Raw genomic sequence first — 19005 nt, 5'->3', positions numbered from 1 at the left:
ACATATTTTATACTTTTGATTAGGAGGGATACTGTTGAAAAAAAGAAATTCAGTATATAGATTACGTCCTAAAAGCTATTGGAAACTAGCAGAGCATGAAATCTGGTTTTCTAAAATGGCAAGAAATGGATTACACATTAAAGAAGTTGGAGCTTATTTTATAAAGCTTGAAAAAGGAGAACCTAAAAAAACACAATTTAAAGTTGTACTTCTTTCTGATGAGAATTACACCTCAGATGAAAATATATCACTTTATGAAGATGACAATTGGAGTTATGTATGCAGTTATAAACCTTTTGGTGGTAGCATATCAAATTCTTTTAATAAATTTGCTTTATTTTCTGCCCCAGAAATTAAAAATCCTCTTCCTCTTAAGTTAGATACTGGGGAACAAATTTATCAACTAAATTCACTAAAAAAACATATTTTTAGTGAATTTATTATGACTCTTGTTCTTAATATTCTCTATTTTATTACTATATTCTTTTTGTTAAAAAGTTATGGCTCTATTCATTTATTTTTAGTAGATACCGTCTTTCATATATATACCTTAATATTATTTATCTCAGCATATGATTGTGTTCGCTCTTTTTTAGGATATAAGTATGTTAATAAGGCTATAGAGAACTTCTCAGAAGAAGCAGGTGTTAACAAATATACAAAATATAAGGATAAACTTTTTCCATTAAACGGTATTTCTTTTCCTATAATTCTCCTTATATTAATATACTTATTTTCACAAGTTATTACTAGTATTAACCATAGTTTTAAAGAGAAAGCCTATGATTTACCTATTGTCACATTATATGATATAGAGGGTTCTAAGGATGTAAAAAGGATTGACCCTGCTTCATCTACAGAGAAGGAACTAAATCACTATAATTATACCTATAATATTTTTGCTACCACTTATAATACTACAGAGAGTGTAGATAAAAACGGTATTGATACTTATATCCATACCTCAACCTATAAAATAACCTTTCATTACTTGGTAGATAGCTTAGTTACAGCCCTAGAAAATAAACATAATTTTGGTGAAAATACTGTTCAGGTAAACAATTCAAATTTTGATCATTTGAGTGTTTATGAGGATAGTTCAAAACTTTATTCTTCTCCTAATGTAAATTATTATAATGTGTTTGCTTCTCGTGGTAAGAATATAATTCATGTTACCTATAGTGGTAATGCTAATCTTGATAAAATATTAGAGATTATTTCAGATAAATTTTATATGTTAGAATAACTGTAATAATATAAATAAGGACTATATGGAAATTAACTAAGATTTCTAACTTAATTATTTTCATATGGCCCTTATAAACGATTTAATATTAGTCATTATCTACTTTTCTTATCTTAACCTGTTCATCCTCTTCAGTTTTAATTGAAATTTCAATCTTTCCCTTTGCTTTATTTCCTACAAATTTAAATCTATATTTTCCCTCTGTTAATTTTATTGTTCTTTCCCCGGTTTCAGTGCCTACTAGTATATCCTCCACCTGTTTTTCTGGACTAATTAAAACTCCTTTAAAATCACCACTTTCAACCTTTGAATCATATTTAATGGTAATTTCACTTTGTCCCTCTGATTCTATATTCCAAATTGTGTCTGCTCCTGAAAACTTCCCATATTTAACGGTAATTTCATTTTTAGAACCCGATTGATTCCTACCTACATAGCTATAGCTATCTCCATCTTTTGCAATTTTTTCATTATTATCATAAATATCTGCTTTCCCTGTATCCAATGTACAACCACTAAAACTGCATAATAATAGTATTAAGCACACTCCTAAAAAAGTTTTATTTTTTAATTTCAATTCTATTCCTCCTTTATATAGTTTTCACTTACACCATAAGTGTTTTTATAACTTTTCATATATTCTTCACCATAACCCCAATATGCTTCCGAGTTTATAGCAATATTACTTAAAATACTTGCTTCCCCTACTTTAGCTCTACAAATATTAATCATTCATATTCCTCCTAAACTAGCTCCTTACACTTGAGAGTATATTAAAATTATAGAATATTTTGTATGATAAATCTACAACTGCATGACAATTAATCTCTCAGGTTAGCATAATACTAATTATAAATTAGTATTAAAGCACCTTGTTAAATAATTAATTAATTTACAATATGTTGAAGTTATGCTACTATATTATTATAGCAAGTAAATATCCATTAATAATATTTGTTTATTGATAATATTTACAAGATATTTATATTTTAGAAAGGATTTGATGTTATGAACAATTTATTCAATCTTACTGGTAAAGTTGCTATAGTTACAGGTGCTTCTAGTGGACTAGGAGCTGATGCCGCTAGAGCTTATGCTGAATATGGAGCTAGTGTTGCACTACTTGCAAGAAGAAAAGATAAACTTGATAATGTAGTTAAAGAAATTGAAAATAATGGTGGAAAAGCTCTAGCTGTTCAATGTGATGTTGCTAATGAAGATAGTGTTAAAGCAGCAATAGACGAAGTTATGAAACACTTTGGACAAATTGATATCCTTCTTAATAACGCAGGAGTTGCAACTGCAGGTTCTGTTGAAAACATGTCTGTTGAAGCTTGGGATAAAGTTATGGACATTAACGTTAAGGGAATTTTCTTAATGAGTAAATATGTAGTTCCTCATATGAGAGACAGGAAATATGGTAAAATTGTTAACATAGCTTCTATAAATGCTATTATTGCAGACAAAGATCCTTCTCTTTTCCGTCACTCCTACAATACTTCTAAAGCAGCTGTTAGAGGCTTAACTATGGGTATGGCTGCAAGCTATATGCAAGATAATATTACAGTTAATTCTATAGGTCCTGGCCTTTTTGAATCTGAGATGACAGAAAATACTCTTTTTAAGCATGAACCATTTCTTAGAGCTTACAATGCTATTTCTCCTGCCGGAAGACCAGGTAAAAAAGGTGAACTTAATGGAACAATTATTTATCTATCATCAGATGCTTCTAGCTACGTAACTTCTCAACATATTCTTGTTGAAGGTGGAATTGCTATAGTTTAAAATACATGAGGTGTAATTAAAACATGCTTTACAATATAAAGGCTTCTTAGTATAAAAAACTGTTAACATAATGTTATGTTAACAGTTTTTTATTTATATTTAATTGAGAAACCTAAATAGCCTCTCCCATAACTTCTCCATCTTCTATGTCAGGATTGTCTAACTTCTTAATTTCATGCTTAAACATAAAATGAGTGATTATAACAGATATGAAATCACTAGTTGGTCCTGCCATCCATACTCCTGTTAATCCAAGAGTTCCTCCATTTGTAAGTGGTATCCTAGGCAGAATTATAAGACATGGTATTAAAAGTATTACTTGTCTTAATAAACTTAAGAACATAGATTTCTTAGCTTTTCCTATACAAGAGAAGTAGTTAGTTCTTATAATCTGTGGTCCTACAAAAATAATCATAGAAAGGAAAATTCTCATCCCATGCTTCGTTATTGAAAGTAGCTCTGGGTCTGAGTTAAATGACTTTACTAAAACTCCTGGAATAAGTTCTATCATTAAAAATCCTATGGTAGCAATAATTAAAGCTGCTATTTGAGGATACTTTATAGCCTCCTTAACTCTATCATATTTTTTAGCTCCATAATTATATCCTATAATAGGCTGTACTCCTTGGTTTAATCCAAAAATCGGCATAAGGATTATCATAGTTATACTATTTACTATAGTCATTGCTCCTATGGCTAGATCTCCTCCATAATTCCTTAAAGCATTATTTGATATTACTTGAACTATACTTGCTGCAATTTGCATGCTAAATGGTGACATTCCTATAGCAAATATAGCTAATATTATCTTTTTCTCTAGCTTAAAGTTTTTAACTTTAACTCTCAGATTAGCATTTCCTCTTAAAAAGAAGCTTACTCCCCATATAGCTGAAGCAATTTGAGCTATTACTGTAGCTATAGCTCCCCCTTTAACTCCCATTCCTAATGTAAATATAAATATTGGGTCAAGAATTACATTAGTAATTGCTCCTATAAGCATAGATGCCATAGCTATATTAGGACTTCCACTAGCTCTTATGGTGTGGTTTAGTCCGAAACTTAACATATTAAATATAGTACCTATAAATATAATCTGCATGTACTCTTCAGCATATACTAGTGTGCTTGAACTAGCTCCAAACATTCTTAGTATATCCTTTCCCCAGATTAATCCTATAGCTGTTATAGCTAAGCTAATGATTATAATTAAAGTAAAAGCATTTCCTAGAATCTTCTCTGCTTCTTCCTTCTTATTTTGTCCTAATCTTATGGAAATAGTAGTAGCAGTACCTATTCCAACTAACATACCAAACCCTAATATAATAGTTGATATTGGCATAGTTACTCCAATACCTGTAATTGCTAAATTTCCTACCTCTGGAATGTGTCCTATAAACATTCTATCTATAATATTATATAGTGCGTTAACCAACATCCCAATGATGGCTGGTATAGAAAACTTAAGTAATAATTTTGTGATTTTTTCTTCACATAGTGCATTTTGTCTACCCATGTAGTATCTCCCTTCTAAATTAAATTGTCTATTTAAGTACTAATGCAAGGTTAGAAAAATCTTAACCTTGCAAAATACATCTTAATATATTTATTACATAACATATAATTATGGCTAAGATAATTCTTAACCTTTAAATTCTCATGCTGTAAGCTTTAAGTACCTTATATCTAAACACTATTCTTCACAATATAATTATACTTCATATCCCTTATATTTTCAATGACTTATTTCGACAGGCTAAAAATTTCATTATCTAAATATAATTAATTGGTAATTATCTTCTTAAAATAAGCTGTAGTAAACACTTTTCAGATAGAGTTTTATTATGAAAATAACTCTTCTAGTTCCTTTTCATTCATAGAAGATAAGGTTAATTCCGTATGTTCTTCTCCATCTATTACTTTATCTATGATTTCTTTTTTCTTTTCTTGTATATTGTAAATTTTCTCCTCTATAGTTCCCTTGGCTATAAGTTTTATTACTTCCACAGCATTCTTTTGTCCAATTCTATGTGCTCTATCCTCAGCCTGTTCTTCCACCGCTGGATTCCACCATGGATCAAAATGTATTACCATATCAGCTGAGGTAAGATTAAGTCCTGTTCCCCCAGCCTTTAAAGAAATTAAAAATACTGATGGTTCCCCCTCATTAAACTCTTTAACTAAATTCATCCTATCTTTAGATGGAACAGAACCATCTAAATACATAGTGTTTATTCCCTTTTTATTCAACTTTTCTCTTATACTACCTAGAATTGTAGTAAACTGAGAAAATAATAGCACCTTATGATTATTCTCTAAAGCTTCTTCCAAAATGTCATAAAGAGCGTGATACTTTCCACTATCGCCTTTATAATTTTCTATAAAGGAAGCGGGATCACAACAAATTTGTCTAAGTCTAGTAATAAGTGATAATATCTTCATCCTACTTTTGTTAAAGCCGTTTTCCTTTATTTCTTGCTCCATCTCTTCTTTATAGGCATCTACATAAGAATAGTATAGTTTTTTCTGCTCTGAAGTCATGTCCACCACTATTTTATGTTCTATCTTTGGTGGTAGTTCAAGAGCTACATCCCTTTTAAATCTTCTTAAAATAAATGGTTTTATAAGCTTCAATAACTCCTCTAAAGCTTTATCATCCTTTTCTTTTACTATAGGCAATTCAAAGTTTTTATTAAACTTTCCATGGGTTTTTAAATATCCAGGCATTATAAAATCAAAAATAGACCAAAGTTCTGTAAGTGAGTTCTCTATTGGTGTTCCTGTCATAGCAAATTTACTCTTAGCTTGAATTGACTTCACAGATTCTGCATTTAAAGAAGTTGGATTCTTAATATATTGTGCCTCATCGATTATACAAATATCAAATTTCATCTTCTCATAATATTCAAAATCCCTTCTTATTAGGGCATAGGACGTAATTATTACATCGTACTCCTCTATGTTTTCTATCAATATTTCTCGCTCTGCTTTATTTCCACTTACGGCTACAATCCTTAGGTCCTTAGAAAATTTTTCAAATTCCATAACCCAGTTATAAACTAATGAAGTAGGACATACAATTAGTGCCTTATTTTTCAAATTTCCTTCTTGTTTTTCTGAATTTATAAATGTTATAGCTTGAAGGGTTTTACCAAGTCCCATCTCATCTCCTAGAATTCCACCAAATCCACATTGAGACAAGGTTTTAAACCACTTAAATCCAATTTCTTGATAAGTTCTTAATACTGCACCTTGTTCTTCTGGAACTTTATATTCATTACTTTTTACATCTTTTATATTATCTATAAGATTTTTAAAGCCTTTATTTCTTGTAACAAAATTCAATGCCCCCTTATTAATCTTTTCATCTATATATAAGGATGCATACTTAGGTATTTCTACACTTCCACTAGCTAACTTTGAAATTGATATATCAAAGTTATCAATAACAGAATAAATATCTTTAAATTCACTGCCCTGAAGTGGAATTATAGAGCCATTCTTTAGTTTATAGTATTTTTTCTTCTGTTTAATTGAAGTTAAAGTTGCCTTCAATTCTTCTTTAGAAATTCCTTCGATATTAAAATTAAACTCTAAAAGATCTAAATCATTTAGTCTAATGCTAGAATTAAAGGATTTAGGCGTTAATATTTTTATCTCCTTAAAACTATCAGAGTAGTATACCTCTCCTACCTCAGCTAATTCCTCCACACCATAGGTTAAAAACTCTACTAATTCATCTTCATCTTCAATATAGAAACTTTTATCTCTATTTTTAAATCCAAGTCCATAAAGCTTCTCTATAGTCTTTCTTTCCTTCACTATATCTCTAATAACTATATCTTCAGATACACCCACTTCTTTTTCATTTAAAAATTGATGATTTTCTTCTTTGATATTTTTACTTTCATTTTCTAAATTATAATAAAAGCTTTCTTCTCCATAATTAAATTTCACATCACAAGTTACTCTATCTTTATCCTTATCTAAATAAAATTCTGTTACTAAAGGCTCCTCCTTTATAAGTTCCTTTACACTTTCATCTTTAATAACAATGGGGCTTATACTCTTTAATTTAGGTAGAAGAAAATTTGCCACATCATTAATACTACTTTTTTTAAAGGATATAGTATTATTTTTTGATTTCATAAAAGCTCTATGAAGTGGAGTAAAATCACTTTTTTCCTTTTCAGACAATAGATATAAAGTGTTATTTAAATAATAAAGTCCTGTATTCTCACAAATGGCCTTTGAGATTTCACCATTCATATCTATATTTAGATTTTCTCCCTTCATAAACATATAAAAACTAGTAGGCATGTTTCCTAATGAAACAGTTATATCTTTATAATGCTCTCCCTTATAATCTAAATTGATAGTCTTCCCATTTTTAATGGTTAGAATATTTTTAAGTTGTCCTTCTGAAAGAAATACCCTTTTCCCACTAAAGAATACAGAACGATTAGTATATACCCTATTCATTACTTCTAAATTTAAATCATAAATTTCCTTTATAATATTCATGATTTCTTGATCCTTATCTTTAAACATATATTTAGTGTTATTATACTGAAGCTCTTTTCCAAAATTAATAGTTCCACCACTTGTATACATACACTCCATAAGTTCACGAATATTTTTTACCACATATAATCTATTAGTTCCTATCTTTAACTCTAAATAAAAACTTTTTTTCTTACTTCCGTAGTGCTCATCCTCTACCACTAAGGTAATATCCATATTTAGAGGTTCTTTCTCAACTCCTCTAATAGCCTTATCAAAGGTACTTTTATAGGTTTCAAGAAGCTCTTCTTCTCCAGACTTAGGAATATTTATACCCCTGCCTCTTACACCTTCCTTATTTAACTTTATAAGTACAGCTCCTACATGCTTACACATATGATATTGACTAAAAGCTTCACAACTACAGTTGGGATATAATTTAAAATTTCTATTATTTATAAGTACACTAGTTTTATAATTATTTACATCATAGGCTGACTGTACTATGGCTGTAACTGATAATATATTTATAGAGTTTTCATTGATCCTTATACTTCTAACTTTATTTCTAAGGTACATATCCATGGCTCTATTAAAAATAACATTTCCACATATATCCTTTATCTCTCTCAACTCTAAATCAAACTTCATTCTCACAATTCTCCTAATTAAAATTTCTTCCTTTTTCAATAAATTTACTCTACCTTTTATTATATACCTTTTTCCATCTTTATAGCGCATTTATTTTAAAGTAATTCACCTTTTCTATAATTTCCAACTATAAAAGAAATATGAACTATAAATAATTACATGAAAATGGTGAGCATGAATCTTAATATAATTACATACTCACCATAAATTTAAAAACTAGTTTAGACCTTTAGTCAAACCAAGATTCACTATATCATTTTCATCTACGTCTTCAGTATTTAACTCAATATATATATTCCATTCTGCCATATCTGCAGTTCCAATTCCAGGAACCATTCTCTCAATCGCTATAGAAATTTCATTGCCCTCTTTAATTACCTTTCTTACTTTATGCCTCACAGATCCACTTGATTCATCTAGTGTTACAATAATTAAAGCTTTTTTAGAAAAAAACTCATCATCATATTTGCTTGCATCTACGTCACGGTTTTCATTTACACATGACAGCATACTTACAGTAAGTCCTTTTACTTTCCCTTCATGCTCCTTTAAACATTCTTTTGATTTGCAAATAGTGATAATAGGATATTTTTTACTTGAATTATAATATGGAGATCTTTCATAACTATCCTTAAACTCAAGCTCCCTCGCAGAATCACTAGGTTTTTTAATAATCCCCTCTTTATCTTCTGTGCTTGCTGAAACTTCATCATTATCTTGATTTTCTGTATTTCCTACTTCAACAGTTTCCTCCTCTTTTTCACTTTCACCTGCATTTATATTATTACACCCTGAAAAAAGTACCACCGTAGTTAAAACTAAAGTACCACATAACAATTTAAATTTATTCTTTTTCATATATATACCTCCATATTTCATATAAATAGAGTTCTTTGCTTCAGATGGAGTTTTCTCCCACTGAAGCTTACTAACAGACTTCTTAGTATCAGTATTTTTGATACTTAGAAGTCGTTGTACTTTAGTGAAGATCGTTATATAAGAACGTAGTAACTCTCTACTCATACTATAAATCTTAATACCTATATCTTAAGAAATATCCTTTATTTATATACGCTAATTTATACAAAAAGATTTAAACTTTTTATTTCTAGGCTCTATTTAAAATTACATTAATATAATATAAAAGCTATAGGAATATTAGTAGTCCTTCTTTAAAGCTCGTATTAAAACATTATTTTTGCAATAAATAATAAAGACTGAGTCAAATTTTTTTATTTGACTCAGTCTATCTCAGATAATTTTATTTAAATTTTACTGCAGTTCCATAACAAATAACTTCAGATGTACCATTCATTATTGAGCTTGTTGCATACCTTATATTTACTATAGCATCAGCACCCATAGTTTCTGCTTCGTCAGCCATACGCTTTGTAGATATGGCTCTAGCTTCATTCATCATTTCTGTATAGCCTTTTATCTCTCCACCTACAACGGTTTTAAGACCACTAAGAATGTCCTTACCTATATTTTTAGACCATACCACTGACCCTTTAACCATTCCTAACATTTCTAACTCTTTTCCTGCAATGTAATTAGTATTTACTAATATCATTTTCGTCTCCCCCTTTTATTTCCTTTATTCTTTCTATCATATTATAAATAATTGCTCCTGCTATACCTATGGCAATTAAAAGCAAAATTATTGGCAATAACTTTATTCCTTCTGCAAAAGTAACAAATATGATACCTCCAAAATAGAAAATTGCAAATAGGAGCATCAATACTGTTATTACTATGGTAAGTATAATTTTTCCCATACTCTTATCATCTCCCTAAAAATATGCTATAAATATTAATTATTCCATTTTACTAGACTAATATTATCATACTACAACTACTAATACAATATGGATAAAAATAGTTATTGATGCTTAATAATTAAATTTTATTTTTATCCAATCAACCTCATCTATATCTAATATTTATCCTTTCTTTGTATACCTGTATACATATTTACTTTTCATAATAGTGTATAATTTTAAAAAATTATATAAATTCATGGGAGGAAGGATAATAATGATCAAATTAATCGGTATTATAATTGTTATCATTGGTTTTACGTTAAAACTCGATACTATTGCTGTAGTTCTTTCTGCGGGGGTTTTAACAGGGCTCGTTGCTGGTTTGAGTATTAACGAAATATTGACTACTCTAGGACAAACTTTTGTATCTCAAAGAGCCATAACATTATTCATATTAACATTACCTGTAATTGGTATGTGTGAAAGATATGGACTTAAAGAAAGAGCTGCAACTCTTATAAGTAATGCTAAATCTCTTTCTGCTGGAAAGCTATTAAGTGTCTATGCCCTAGTTAGACAAGTGGCAGCTGCCCTTTCTATTAGAATGAGTGGACATCCTCAATTTGTTAGACCTCTTGTTAACCCTATGGCACAAGGTGCTGCCGTTAGTAACTTTGGAGAAATTGATAAGGAAGATGAGGATAAAATTAAGGCTTCTTCTGCAGCTATGGACAACTATGGTAACTTCTTTGGACAAAACTTATTTATGGCTAGCTCAGGAGTACTTCTAATAACCAGTACACTTCAGGAACAAGGCTATGTAGTAGATGCTCTTGATGTAGCTAAAGCTTCTATCCCAATAGCTGTAATACTATTTATAATGGTATTAGTACAGAATCATTTATTAGATAAATCATTAATTAAGAAATATTCTAAAAAAGATAATTAAAGGAGGAATCGATTATGGATATGGCAGCACTATCAAATTTTTTATTGGAAATCTTTTATGCCTTAGTGGGCTTCCTAATGATTTCCCTATCAGTTTATACATTTACAAATAAAGATCATAAAGCTAGAATTGGTACTTCAATATTTTGGTCAATTCTAGGTATTATATTCATAGCTGGACCTTATATCCCAGCTAATATAGTTGGGATTTTAATAATAGCCTTAGGTTGCTTGACCGTTTCTAAGCAAGTTAAAATGCTACCTACCAAACCCCTTGATGGAGAGTTTGCTAAAACTCAATCTGGAAAACTTAAAAACAAAGTTTTCTTACCACCTCTAGTAATCGCAATTGTAGCTCTAGGAATAGCACAATTTACCTCTATTAGCGGAACAGCTGCTATTGGTATAGCTGCTGTGATAGCAACTATAGCAACCTTAATTATCACAAAAGCTAATCCAAAGTTCATTTTAGAGGATGGAGCTAGAATGATTGACTCTGTTGGACCTGTAAGTATCTTACCTCAACTTCTTACTGCATTAGGCTCACTATTTACAGCTGCTGGAGTTGGTACTGTTATTGCTAATGGTATATCAAGCTTCATACCTGAAGGAAATCTTTTAATTGGAGTAGCTGCTTACTGCATTGGTATGGCTATCTTTACAATGATTATGGGAAATGCCTTTGCTGCATTTGCAGTTATCACTGCTGGTATTGGAATTCCATTTGTATTTGCACAGGGGGCTAATCCAGTAGTTGCTGGTGCCTTAGCTCTTACTGCTGGATATTGTGGAACACTAATGTCACCAATGGGAGCTAATTTTAATATTATGCCTGCAGCTCTTCTAGAAATAGACGACAAAAATGCAATTATTAAACGTCAATTTCCTGTGGCTATGACATTACTAATAGCACACATAGTTTTAATGTATTTCTTAGCATTTTAAAAGTTTATATAAGATATAACTAAAGGAGGTGAATTTTAATGAAGCTAATGCTTCATTAAATATATATATGAAAGTTTTAATAAGTGGTTTTGATCCCTTTGGAGGAGAACCTATAAATCCAGCTCTTGAAGCAGTAAAATTACTTCCTAATAATATTGCTGGCGTAGAAGTTATAAAGGTAGAAATTCCTACTGTCTTTAATAAATCAATAGAGGCCCTTGAAAGCTCTATCAAAAATCATAACCCCGATGCAGTTATTTGCATCGGACAAGCAGGTGGTAGATTTGCAGTTATGCCAGAGAGAGTTGCTATTAATATAGATGATGCTAGAATTAAAGATAACGAAGGAAATCAACCAATAGATATAAAAATTAAAGAAGATGGAGAAAATGCTTATTTCTCTAACTTACCTATAAAAGCAATGGTTAAAAACATGGTAGATAATGGCTATCCTTCTGCAATTTCTAATACTGCTGGAACCTTTGTTTGTAACCATATAATGTATGGATTACTTTATCTTATCGATAAAAAGTACTCTTACATGAAAGGTGGATTTATTCACGTTCCATATATACCAAATCAAGTGGTTACAAAGCCAAATACACCTTATATGAATCTTCAAGATATTTCAAAATGTCTTGAGCTTTGTATAGAAGCCCTAGTTAATAATGGAGATGAGGACATTAAAACTATAGGAGGTACAATCTGCTAATGATACACCCAACAGAAGAAAAAAAAAGTATTTGTATATGGAAGCTTAAGAGAAGGTTTCTTTAACTATGATAAATACTTAAAAAATAAAGTATCTCCAGCTTCTCTAGGAGAAGTAAATGGAAAGCTTTTCCATCTTTCTCACAAGGGATACCCTGCTTTACTAGATGGAGAAGATACTGTTATTGGAGAAATTATGGCACTAAAAAATTTTTATGAAGATATAGTTTCCTTAGATCAAATGGAAGGATTCAGATCCTTTGAAGATATATCAATCAATGAATATATAAGAACTACTATAAATGTCAAAAATCTTGAAACAAAGGCCATTGAAAATTGTTATGTATATAAATACGTAGATGACAATGATAAAAACTTTAATTCCCATGCAATCTATATTCATCATGGAGACTGGAAAAAGTATATGAATAGCCTATAATAATACAAGTAGAAAAATCTATCATTTATTTGATAGATTTTTTATTGCAATAAACTAAAATTATATTTAAATTTATTGACATCTCTATTTCTATTGCATAATATATAAAATAATAATTATTTTCTTAAGGTGAATTTATGTCTTATAATCTAAACCCCGAAGAATTAGTTGTAGCAGCTGCTGTTCTCTCTATATATATAGCTAAAAATAGAACTTCTGATGAAATTAATCTATTAGGAAATCTTTTTCAAGCTATAGGTACAAACCTATCAACTATTGCTACTGTTACTCCACAAAATGAATCTACTACTAATAACAAAAATAATACTAATGAATAAAATTTAATTTAAAAATAATGCCTATAATATGAGGAATTATATTATACTATAGACGTTTTTTAAGATTTAACATAAACATTACCTATTACTCTATTAAATTGAAAAGGATGATTTAATATATGTATGAAGAATACTTTAAACATATTCCACAAGAAAAAATGAGAACCTTTTTTCTTGAAGAACTTGCTCCTTTAGGAATTATAAAACATTATAAAAAAAATGAGCATATAGATTACTTTCCTGGTGGTAAACTCTCAATAGTTACTGAAGGAAAAGTGAAGGTTTGTATCTATACTAAAAATGGTCTTGAAAAAATTTTATTTTTTTTAATACCAGGAGAAATATATGGGGAAGAAAGTTTATTTCAGCACTCTCATATAGGCATTACTCCAGTTACATTAGAAGATACTTCAATCTCATTTATTGATAATGAAACTTTATATAATTATTTAAATGATAACCCTAAAAATTATGAGTATTTTCTTCAAAGTATATTAAGAAAATATCAAATTTCTTTATTTCAGATGGGAGACCTTTTAAAGAGATCACCAAGAGCTCAAATTTGCTCTGCTCTTTGTAGAATTGTTGCTCAAACTATAAATAATTATTCTAAATGTAATGCTCCAATTGAACTAAGTCTCCCGCTTACCCATGAAGGATTAGGAAATTTAATCGGCTGCTCTAGAGTTACCGTTACTAGAGTTCTTAATGAGTTAAAATCCCAAGGAATATTAGCAAGCACATCTAAAAAAATAGTTATTCTAGATTTTGAAAGATTAAAAAAATATTGTGACTAATAACAAGTAAATTAAATGTAACATATAATTACTTATATTACTTAAATTCTCTAAGTAATTTTTATGTAACATATAATTTTTTATTATTTTTTATCTAATTTTATGTTATTATATTATTGTAACCGCAGGGTTAAAAATTCATTGGTTAATCAGTTATAAGTTTAAATTCAAATTATAATTAAACTATTCTAAGAAAAGTAGGTTGTTTAGTATGGATAATAACTCAAAAGAACTTTTTAAACTTATTGATGATGGAAACACTATTGTACATAGCGATCCTAGAAAAGCTTATGAAATAACAAAAGAAGCATTAAAATTAGCTGAAGCGTTTAATAATAAATCTGCAATGGGCTATTGCTTTATTAATTTTGCTTTAATTTACAGATCACTATCAAATCTTGCCAACTGGGTAGAATATGGTCATCATGCTCTAGATATATTTATGGAATTAAATGAAGAGGAAGGCATTGTTGTAGCTTTAAATCTTTTAAGTTGCGCATATTTTCACGTTGGACTTTATGAGGATTCTTTAATAAATTGTCTTAGAGTTCTAGATTTGTGTATTGATGATAACCATAGCTTTATTCACACCTGTTCCCTTAATAATATGGCAGAGATTCACAGGATAACTACCCAATATAATAAAGCCTTGAAATATTATGAGAAAGCTTTAGCTAAAGCTAAAAAGTTTAATTATACTTCACTATCTGCATCTATTTTATTTAATATAGGACAAGTTCTTCTAGAGAAGAATAATTACCATAAAGCTTTAAAAATATTTTTTGAAAGCTATGATATAGCTATTGAATTTAATAACTTTATACTTCTAGGTGAAATAGAAAATAATATTGGTTTCATTCACTTTAAAAATAAAGAGTTTGATAAAGCCATGGAATACTATAATAAATCCTTAGAACACTTAGAAACCATTAGCAACAAATTCTATATCATAGATTTATACTTTAACATTGGTTTTTTAAAGCTTTCTACTTCTTCTGGTGATGCTATAGAATATTTAAATAAAGCTATACATTGTGCTGAGGAACTTAATTCCAAACATAAGCTTAGTAAAATACATTTGCAGCTTTCTAAATACTACGAATCATTAGGAGATTTTAAAACAGCCTTAGAATATTACAGGCAGTACCACCTTTCAGAAGAAGAAGTTTCTTCATCTACTATGAAATCTAAACTAGAAATTATAAGAATTCAATGTAATCATGCTATAGAAGCTGAAGAATTAGAACAAATTAAAATAATAAATCAAAAACTAGAAATGGAAATAGAATCCCAAAATAAAAGGCTACAATATATGAAAAATGAGAATAAGAATTTACGATTTAAAGCATTGAAAGATTCTCTTACTAAAATTTCAAATAGACATGCCATTGACCAAATGTTTAGTAGACTATGGAAATATTCTAAACTCAATAAAAATAATATGGTTTTATTTATGATAGATGTGGATAACTTTAAATTATATAATGGTTATTGGGGGCATATGCATGGTGATAAATGTCTTGCTAGTATTGCTCAATGTTTAAAAGACATTTCTACCTCCCGTCACGATTTTTGTGGTAGATACGGTGGAGAAGAATTTATATATCTTGCTGAGGATTTAACCTATGATGAAGCTATTTACCTAGGTAATCTAATAAGTTGTAAAGTTAAGGACTTAAAAATAAAATCTACTCATGATAATGAGAGTTCTGTAATTACTGTTAGTATTGGTGGGGTCTATGGAAACCTTTTCTCTCTTAGTTCAACTGACTATATGATTGAAATTGCAGACAAACAATTATATATCTCTAAAGAATCTGGAAGAGATAAAGTTACATTAATAAATACCTTAGAAGATGAATTAATGCTAAATTCAATAAATTCAGTGAACTTAGCAACTGCAGATATATATTAATAATTTAAACTTTAAAACAGCTATTACTTTATTATTAATTATATTATTCAAGTTATTAAACATAAAAGTATATAAAGAAGGACACTCTTAAAATTACTAAGCTTATACTACCAATGAAAGCTTAATTTTTAATAGTGTCCTTTTATTAATTATTAATCATCTTCTCTTAAAAGGTTAATATCTTTTCCACTAAGAATCTTGTTCATATTTCTCATAGAACACATTTTACCACACATAGTGCAACTATCTTCATGATGAGGTGTAGATTCTTTTCTATATTTTCTTGGCTTTTCTTCATCTAAGGCTAAGGTAAACATCTTCTCCCAATTAAGTTCCTGTCTTGCCCTACTCATTTCATTATCCCACTGCGATGCACCTTTAATTCCTTTAGCAATATCCGCTGCATGAGCTGCAATTTTTACTGCTACTATACCTTCCTTCATATCATCTAGGTTTGGAAGTCTTAAATGTTCTGCTGGAGTTACATAACATAAAAAGTCTGCTCCATAACTTGCTGCAATAGCTCCACCAATGGCAGAAGTTATATGATCATAACCTGGAGCTACATCCGTAACTAAAGGTCCTAAAACATAAAATGGTGCTCCATGACAAAGTCTTTTTTGAAGTAACATATTAGCTTCTATTTCATTTATAGCCATGTGTCCTGGACCTTCAATTATAACTTGTACATTTCTCTCCCAAGCTCTTTTTGTAAGCTCACCTAATACCATAAGCTCCTTAATTTGTGAAGCATCTGTAGCATCAGCTATTGAACCTGGTCTACATGCGTCTCCTAAACTTAAAGTTAAATCATATTTTTCACATATATCTAATAATCTATCAAAATACTCATAGAATGGATTTTCTCTCTGATTTAATTCCATCCAAGCAAATAAAAGAGATCCTCCCCTTGAAACTATATTGGTAATCCTCTTATTTCTTTTAAAAGTATTTATAGTTTCCCTGTTTAGTCCTGCATGGATAGTTACAAAATCTACTCCATCCTGTGCATGCTTTTCTACTACTTTAAAGAATTCATCTACAGAGATATCCTTTAGTTCCTTATCATAAAAGCCAACTACATCATACATTGGTACTGTTCCAATCATCGCTGTAGACATTTCTACTAACTTTTCTCTGAACTTTGCAGTTTTTCCATAATTAGAAAGGTCCATAATAGCCTCTGCTTTCATATCTAAAGCAACTTTTACCTTTTCCATTTCTTTATCTATGTCATCACAATCTTTGGATATACCTAAATTTACATTTATTTTAGTTTTGAGACCTTGTCCTACTCCCTGTGGTACAAGGGATTTATGATTTTTATTAGCAGGTATAGCTACCTTCCCTTCCGCTACTAAAGCCCTTAACTCTTGAACATCCATATTCTCTGACTTAGCTACAATCTCCATCTCTCTTGTTACAATACCCTTCCTAGCGGCATCCATTTGTGTTGTAAAATTCATACTTTCTTCCTCCCTAAGTACAATAATTATTTAATTTAATAATTTAGCGCCTTTCTTTAGGAGAAAATAATTGCTTACATATTTTTTTACAAACCTTTATTAATTCTTATCTAAAAAAATAAAGGCTTACACAAGGTAAGCCTTTAGATGAATTCATAAAATAAATATTTATAAACATTTTTATAAATAAGCTATTATTGAAATCTTTTAAAGCTTTCCTTCGATGGCATTATCCACATCAGGTTCAAGGGTTAAAGCAATTATTGCTTCTCTCAGCATTAGGCACCCCTAGCTAAATAATTATTAAATTAACTTCATTATAACATAAAAACTATAATTTTCAAATTTACTTTTAATTTAGTATTATCCACATTTTTAATGGAAAATTTTTAATAACATATTTTTTCTTTCTAAGGATAAACTAAAGTCGAGTTTTCTTAAACCTTTTATTTTTCAATAGCTTATCCTTATTCTTGTTATTCTCATCAAATATACTCATACTTAATAATTTAAGTAAATACTTTAAAAGGACGGTGTATTACAATGAAAAAATCTTTAATTATGCTAACATTAGTTGGTGCCATCATGACTTCTTCTACTGTAGCCTTTGGATATGATAATATATCAATGGATTCTAATAGTGAAAAAATGACTACTATAGAGACTCCAGCAGAAAAATCTAAGGATGAAAAACCCACTGAGGAAAAGAAACCAACTATGATTGAGGAAGAAGAAAAGACAAAAAAACCTGATGAAAAGAAGCAAACTATAAGTGAGTCTAAGCCTGAGAATGAAAAAGCTCCTAAAGAAGATGAAAAGAAACCAACTCTAAACGAAACTGATGAGAAAAAACAAAATACAAAGACTCCTGGAAAACATATGAGAAAACCAGAGTGTGATAATAAGTGTAACCCTGAAGATAACAAGGAAAACGAAAAGAAGGCTCAATAATTAAGTATAAATTTAAACTTAATTTAAATATAGGCTATGTTTTAACAACAGTTTAAAACAGAGCCTGTGAAAAAAAGTCTGTAAATTACAAATAATAGCAGCTTTCTATGATAAAATAAATATATCATGGGAGGCTGTTTTTATGGTGAAAAGAAAAGAAAGATTAAGCGAAGGAAAAAAGAATATCATAGCAGATTTAATTAGAGAATATGACATTCAATCTGCAGAAGATATTCAAGATGCATTAAAAGACTTACTCGGAGGTACAATTGAAAGTATGTTAGCAGCTGAGTTGGACAACCATTTAGGCTATGATGAATATGAACGTAGCGATAGTTCTAATGCGCGCAATGGGAAGAAACAAAAACAAATACGCAGTAAGTATGGCGAAATGACAATTGATGTTCCACAGGACCGCAACAGCTCTTTTGAACCGAAGGTTGTTAAGAAGAGACAAAAGGATATTTCCAACATTGAAGATAAAATAATTTCAATGTATGCCAAAGGTCTTACGACCCGTCAAATTTCAGATCAGGTTGAAGATATATAT

Annotated in this window: 18 protein-coding genes, 1 pseudogene and 1 riboswitch; of the genes and pseudogenes, 11 read left to right on the top strand and 8 right to left on the bottom strand. The window is 29.7% G+C overall.

What is annotated here, in order from left to right; genetic code table 11:
- Nucleotides 1-34: 34 nt before the first annotated feature.
- Nucleotides 35-1246 carry a DUF2812 domain-containing protein gene (locus IO99_RS06710; RefSeq protein WP_035131645.1) on the top strand — a complete coding sequence of 404 codons (1212 nt, stop codon included), beginning with the start codon at nucleotides 35-37 and terminating at the stop codon, nucleotides 1244-1246.
- Between the two features lie 88 nt (nucleotides 1247-1334).
- Here IO99_RS06710 and IO99_RS06705 read toward each other — a convergent pair whose 3' ends face one another.
- Together IO99_RS06705 and IO99_RS19020 are read right to left on the bottom strand one after the other, a co-directional pair.
- Nucleotides 1335-1823, bottom strand: coding sequence for a hypothetical protein (locus IO99_RS06705; protein ID WP_035131643.1), 489 nt, complete (start codon nucleotides 1821-1823; stop codon nucleotides 1335-1337).
- A gap of 2 nt (nucleotides 1824-1825) precedes the next feature.
- The gene (locus IO99_RS19020; protein WP_156964309.1) at nucleotides 1826-1978 is read right to left on the bottom strand and encodes a hypothetical protein; all 153 of its coding nucleotides are present in this window, start codon (nucleotides 1976-1978) and stop codon (nucleotides 1826-1828) included.
- A 276-nt stretch (nucleotides 1979-2254) separates the two neighbouring features.
- Between IO99_RS19020 and IO99_RS06700 the strand changes: the two genes are divergently transcribed.
- On the top strand, nucleotides 2255-3031 hold the full coding sequence (locus IO99_RS06700) for an SDR family NAD(P)-dependent oxidoreductase (RefSeq protein ID WP_035131641.1): 777 nt from the start codon (nucleotides 2255-2257) through the stop codon (nucleotides 3029-3031).
- 112 nt (nucleotides 3032-3143) lie between these two features.
- Here the strand turns inward: IO99_RS06700 and IO99_RS06695 are convergent, their stop codons facing one another.
- From IO99_RS06695 to IO99_RS06675, 5 genes are all read right to left on the bottom strand, one after another.
- Nucleotides 3144-4544, bottom strand: coding sequence for an MATE family efflux transporter (locus tag IO99_RS06695; protein WP_035131639.1), 1401 nt, complete (start codon nucleotides 4542-4544; stop codon nucleotides 3144-3146).
- Between the two features lie 326 nt (nucleotides 4545-4870).
- Nucleotides 4871-8182, bottom strand: coding sequence for a DEAD/DEAH box helicase (locus tag IO99_RS06690; RefSeq protein ID WP_051823987.1), 3312 nt, complete (start codon nucleotides 8180-8182; stop codon nucleotides 4871-4873).
- 216 nt (nucleotides 8183-8398) lie between these two features.
- On the bottom strand, nucleotides 8399-9040 hold the full coding sequence (locus tag IO99_RS06685) for a hypothetical protein (RefSeq protein ID WP_035131637.1): 642 nt from the start codon (nucleotides 9038-9040) through the stop codon (nucleotides 8399-8401).
- A 403-nt stretch (nucleotides 9041-9443) separates the two neighbouring features.
- Nucleotides 9444-9755 carry a YbjQ family protein gene (locus IO99_RS06680; RefSeq protein WP_035131635.1) on the bottom strand — a complete coding sequence of 104 codons (312 nt, stop codon included), beginning with the start codon at nucleotides 9753-9755 and terminating at the stop codon, nucleotides 9444-9446.
- The gene (locus tag IO99_RS06675; RefSeq protein WP_035131633.1) at nucleotides 9736-9960 is read right to left on the bottom strand and encodes a hypothetical protein; all 225 of its coding nucleotides are present in this window, start codon (nucleotides 9958-9960) and stop codon (nucleotides 9736-9738) included. Before IO99_RS06675 ends, IO99_RS06680 begins: the two co-directional genes overlap by 20 nt.
- A 262-nt stretch (nucleotides 9961-10222) precedes the next feature.
- On the opposite strand from IO99_RS06675, the gene IO99_RS06670 reads away from it, so the two are divergent.
- The 7 genes and pseudogenes from IO99_RS06670 to IO99_RS18350 all read left to right on the top strand — a co-directional run bounded on the left by IO99_RS06670 (nucleotide 10223) and on the right by IO99_RS18350 (nucleotide 16038).
- Nucleotides 10223-10894: a DUF969 domain-containing protein gene (locus tag IO99_RS06670; RefSeq protein ID WP_035131935.1), complete on the top strand. Its 672-nt coding sequence runs from the start codon at nucleotides 10223-10225 to the stop codon at nucleotides 10892-10894.
- 14 nt (nucleotides 10895-10908) lie between these two features.
- A complete protein-coding gene (locus IO99_RS06665; protein ID WP_035131631.1) occupies nucleotides 10909-11838 on the top strand; it encodes a DUF979 domain-containing protein in 930 nt (309 codons plus the stop codon).
- A 67-nt stretch (nucleotides 11839-11905) separates the two neighbouring features.
- Complete coding sequence (pcp, locus tag IO99_RS06660; RefSeq protein WP_035131933.1) at nucleotides 11906-12550, top strand: pyroglutamyl-peptidase I; 645 nt, start codon at nucleotides 11906-11908, stop codon at nucleotides 12548-12550.
- A gap of 39 nt (nucleotides 12551-12589) precedes the next feature.
- Nucleotides 12590-12988: pseudogene (locus tag IO99_RS06655) on the top strand (gamma-glutamylcyclotransferase family protein); the annotation flags it as partial.
- Nucleotides 12989-13125: 137 nt separating this feature from the next.
- A complete protein-coding gene (locus IO99_RS06650; protein ID WP_035131629.1) occupies nucleotides 13126-13326 on the top strand; it encodes a hypothetical protein in 201 nt (66 codons plus the stop codon).
- A 119-nt stretch (nucleotides 13327-13445) separates the two neighbouring features.
- Nucleotides 13446-14123, top strand: a complete 678-nt coding sequence (locus tag IO99_RS06645) for a Crp/Fnr family transcriptional regulator (protein WP_035131626.1) — start codon at nucleotides 13446-13448, stop codon at nucleotides 14121-14123.
- A gap of 211 nt (nucleotides 14124-14334) precedes the next feature.
- On the top strand, nucleotides 14335-16038 hold the full coding sequence (locus IO99_RS18350) for a tetratricopeptide repeat-containing diguanylate cyclase (protein ID WP_051823974.1): 1704 nt from the start codon (nucleotides 14335-14337) through the stop codon (nucleotides 16036-16038).
- A 152-nt stretch (nucleotides 16039-16190) separates the two neighbouring features.
- Here IO99_RS18350 and thiC read toward each other — a convergent pair whose 3' ends face one another.
- Nucleotides 16191-17504: a phosphomethylpyrimidine synthase ThiC gene (gene thiC / locus IO99_RS06635; protein WP_035131624.1), complete on the bottom strand. Its 1314-nt coding sequence runs from the start codon at nucleotides 17502-17504 to the stop codon at nucleotides 16191-16193.
- Between the two features lie 198 nt (nucleotides 17505-17702).
- A riboswitch (TPP riboswitch) is annotated at nucleotides 17703-17804 on the bottom strand.
- A gap of 243 nt (nucleotides 17805-18047) precedes the next feature.
- Here thiC and IO99_RS06630 point away from each other — a divergent pair.
- Together IO99_RS06630 and IO99_RS06625 are read left to right on the top strand one after the other, a co-directional pair.
- Nucleotides 18048-18455, top strand: coding sequence for a hypothetical protein (locus IO99_RS06630; RefSeq protein WP_035131622.1), 408 nt, complete (start codon nucleotides 18048-18050; stop codon nucleotides 18453-18455).
- 142 nt (nucleotides 18456-18597) lie between these two features.
- The coding region (locus IO99_RS06625; protein ID WP_035131620.1) for an IS256 family transposase at nucleotides 18598-19005 on the top strand (408 nt) is incomplete at its 3' end.

Origin of the sequence: Clostridium sulfidigenes (assembly GCF_000732635.1) — a bacterium.
In the GTDB taxonomy this organism is placed as follows: domain Bacteria; phylum Bacillota; class Clostridia; order Clostridiales; family Clostridiaceae; genus Clostridium_J; species Clostridium_J sulfidigenes.
This window is presented reverse-complemented; position numbering and strand designations above follow the sequence as displayed.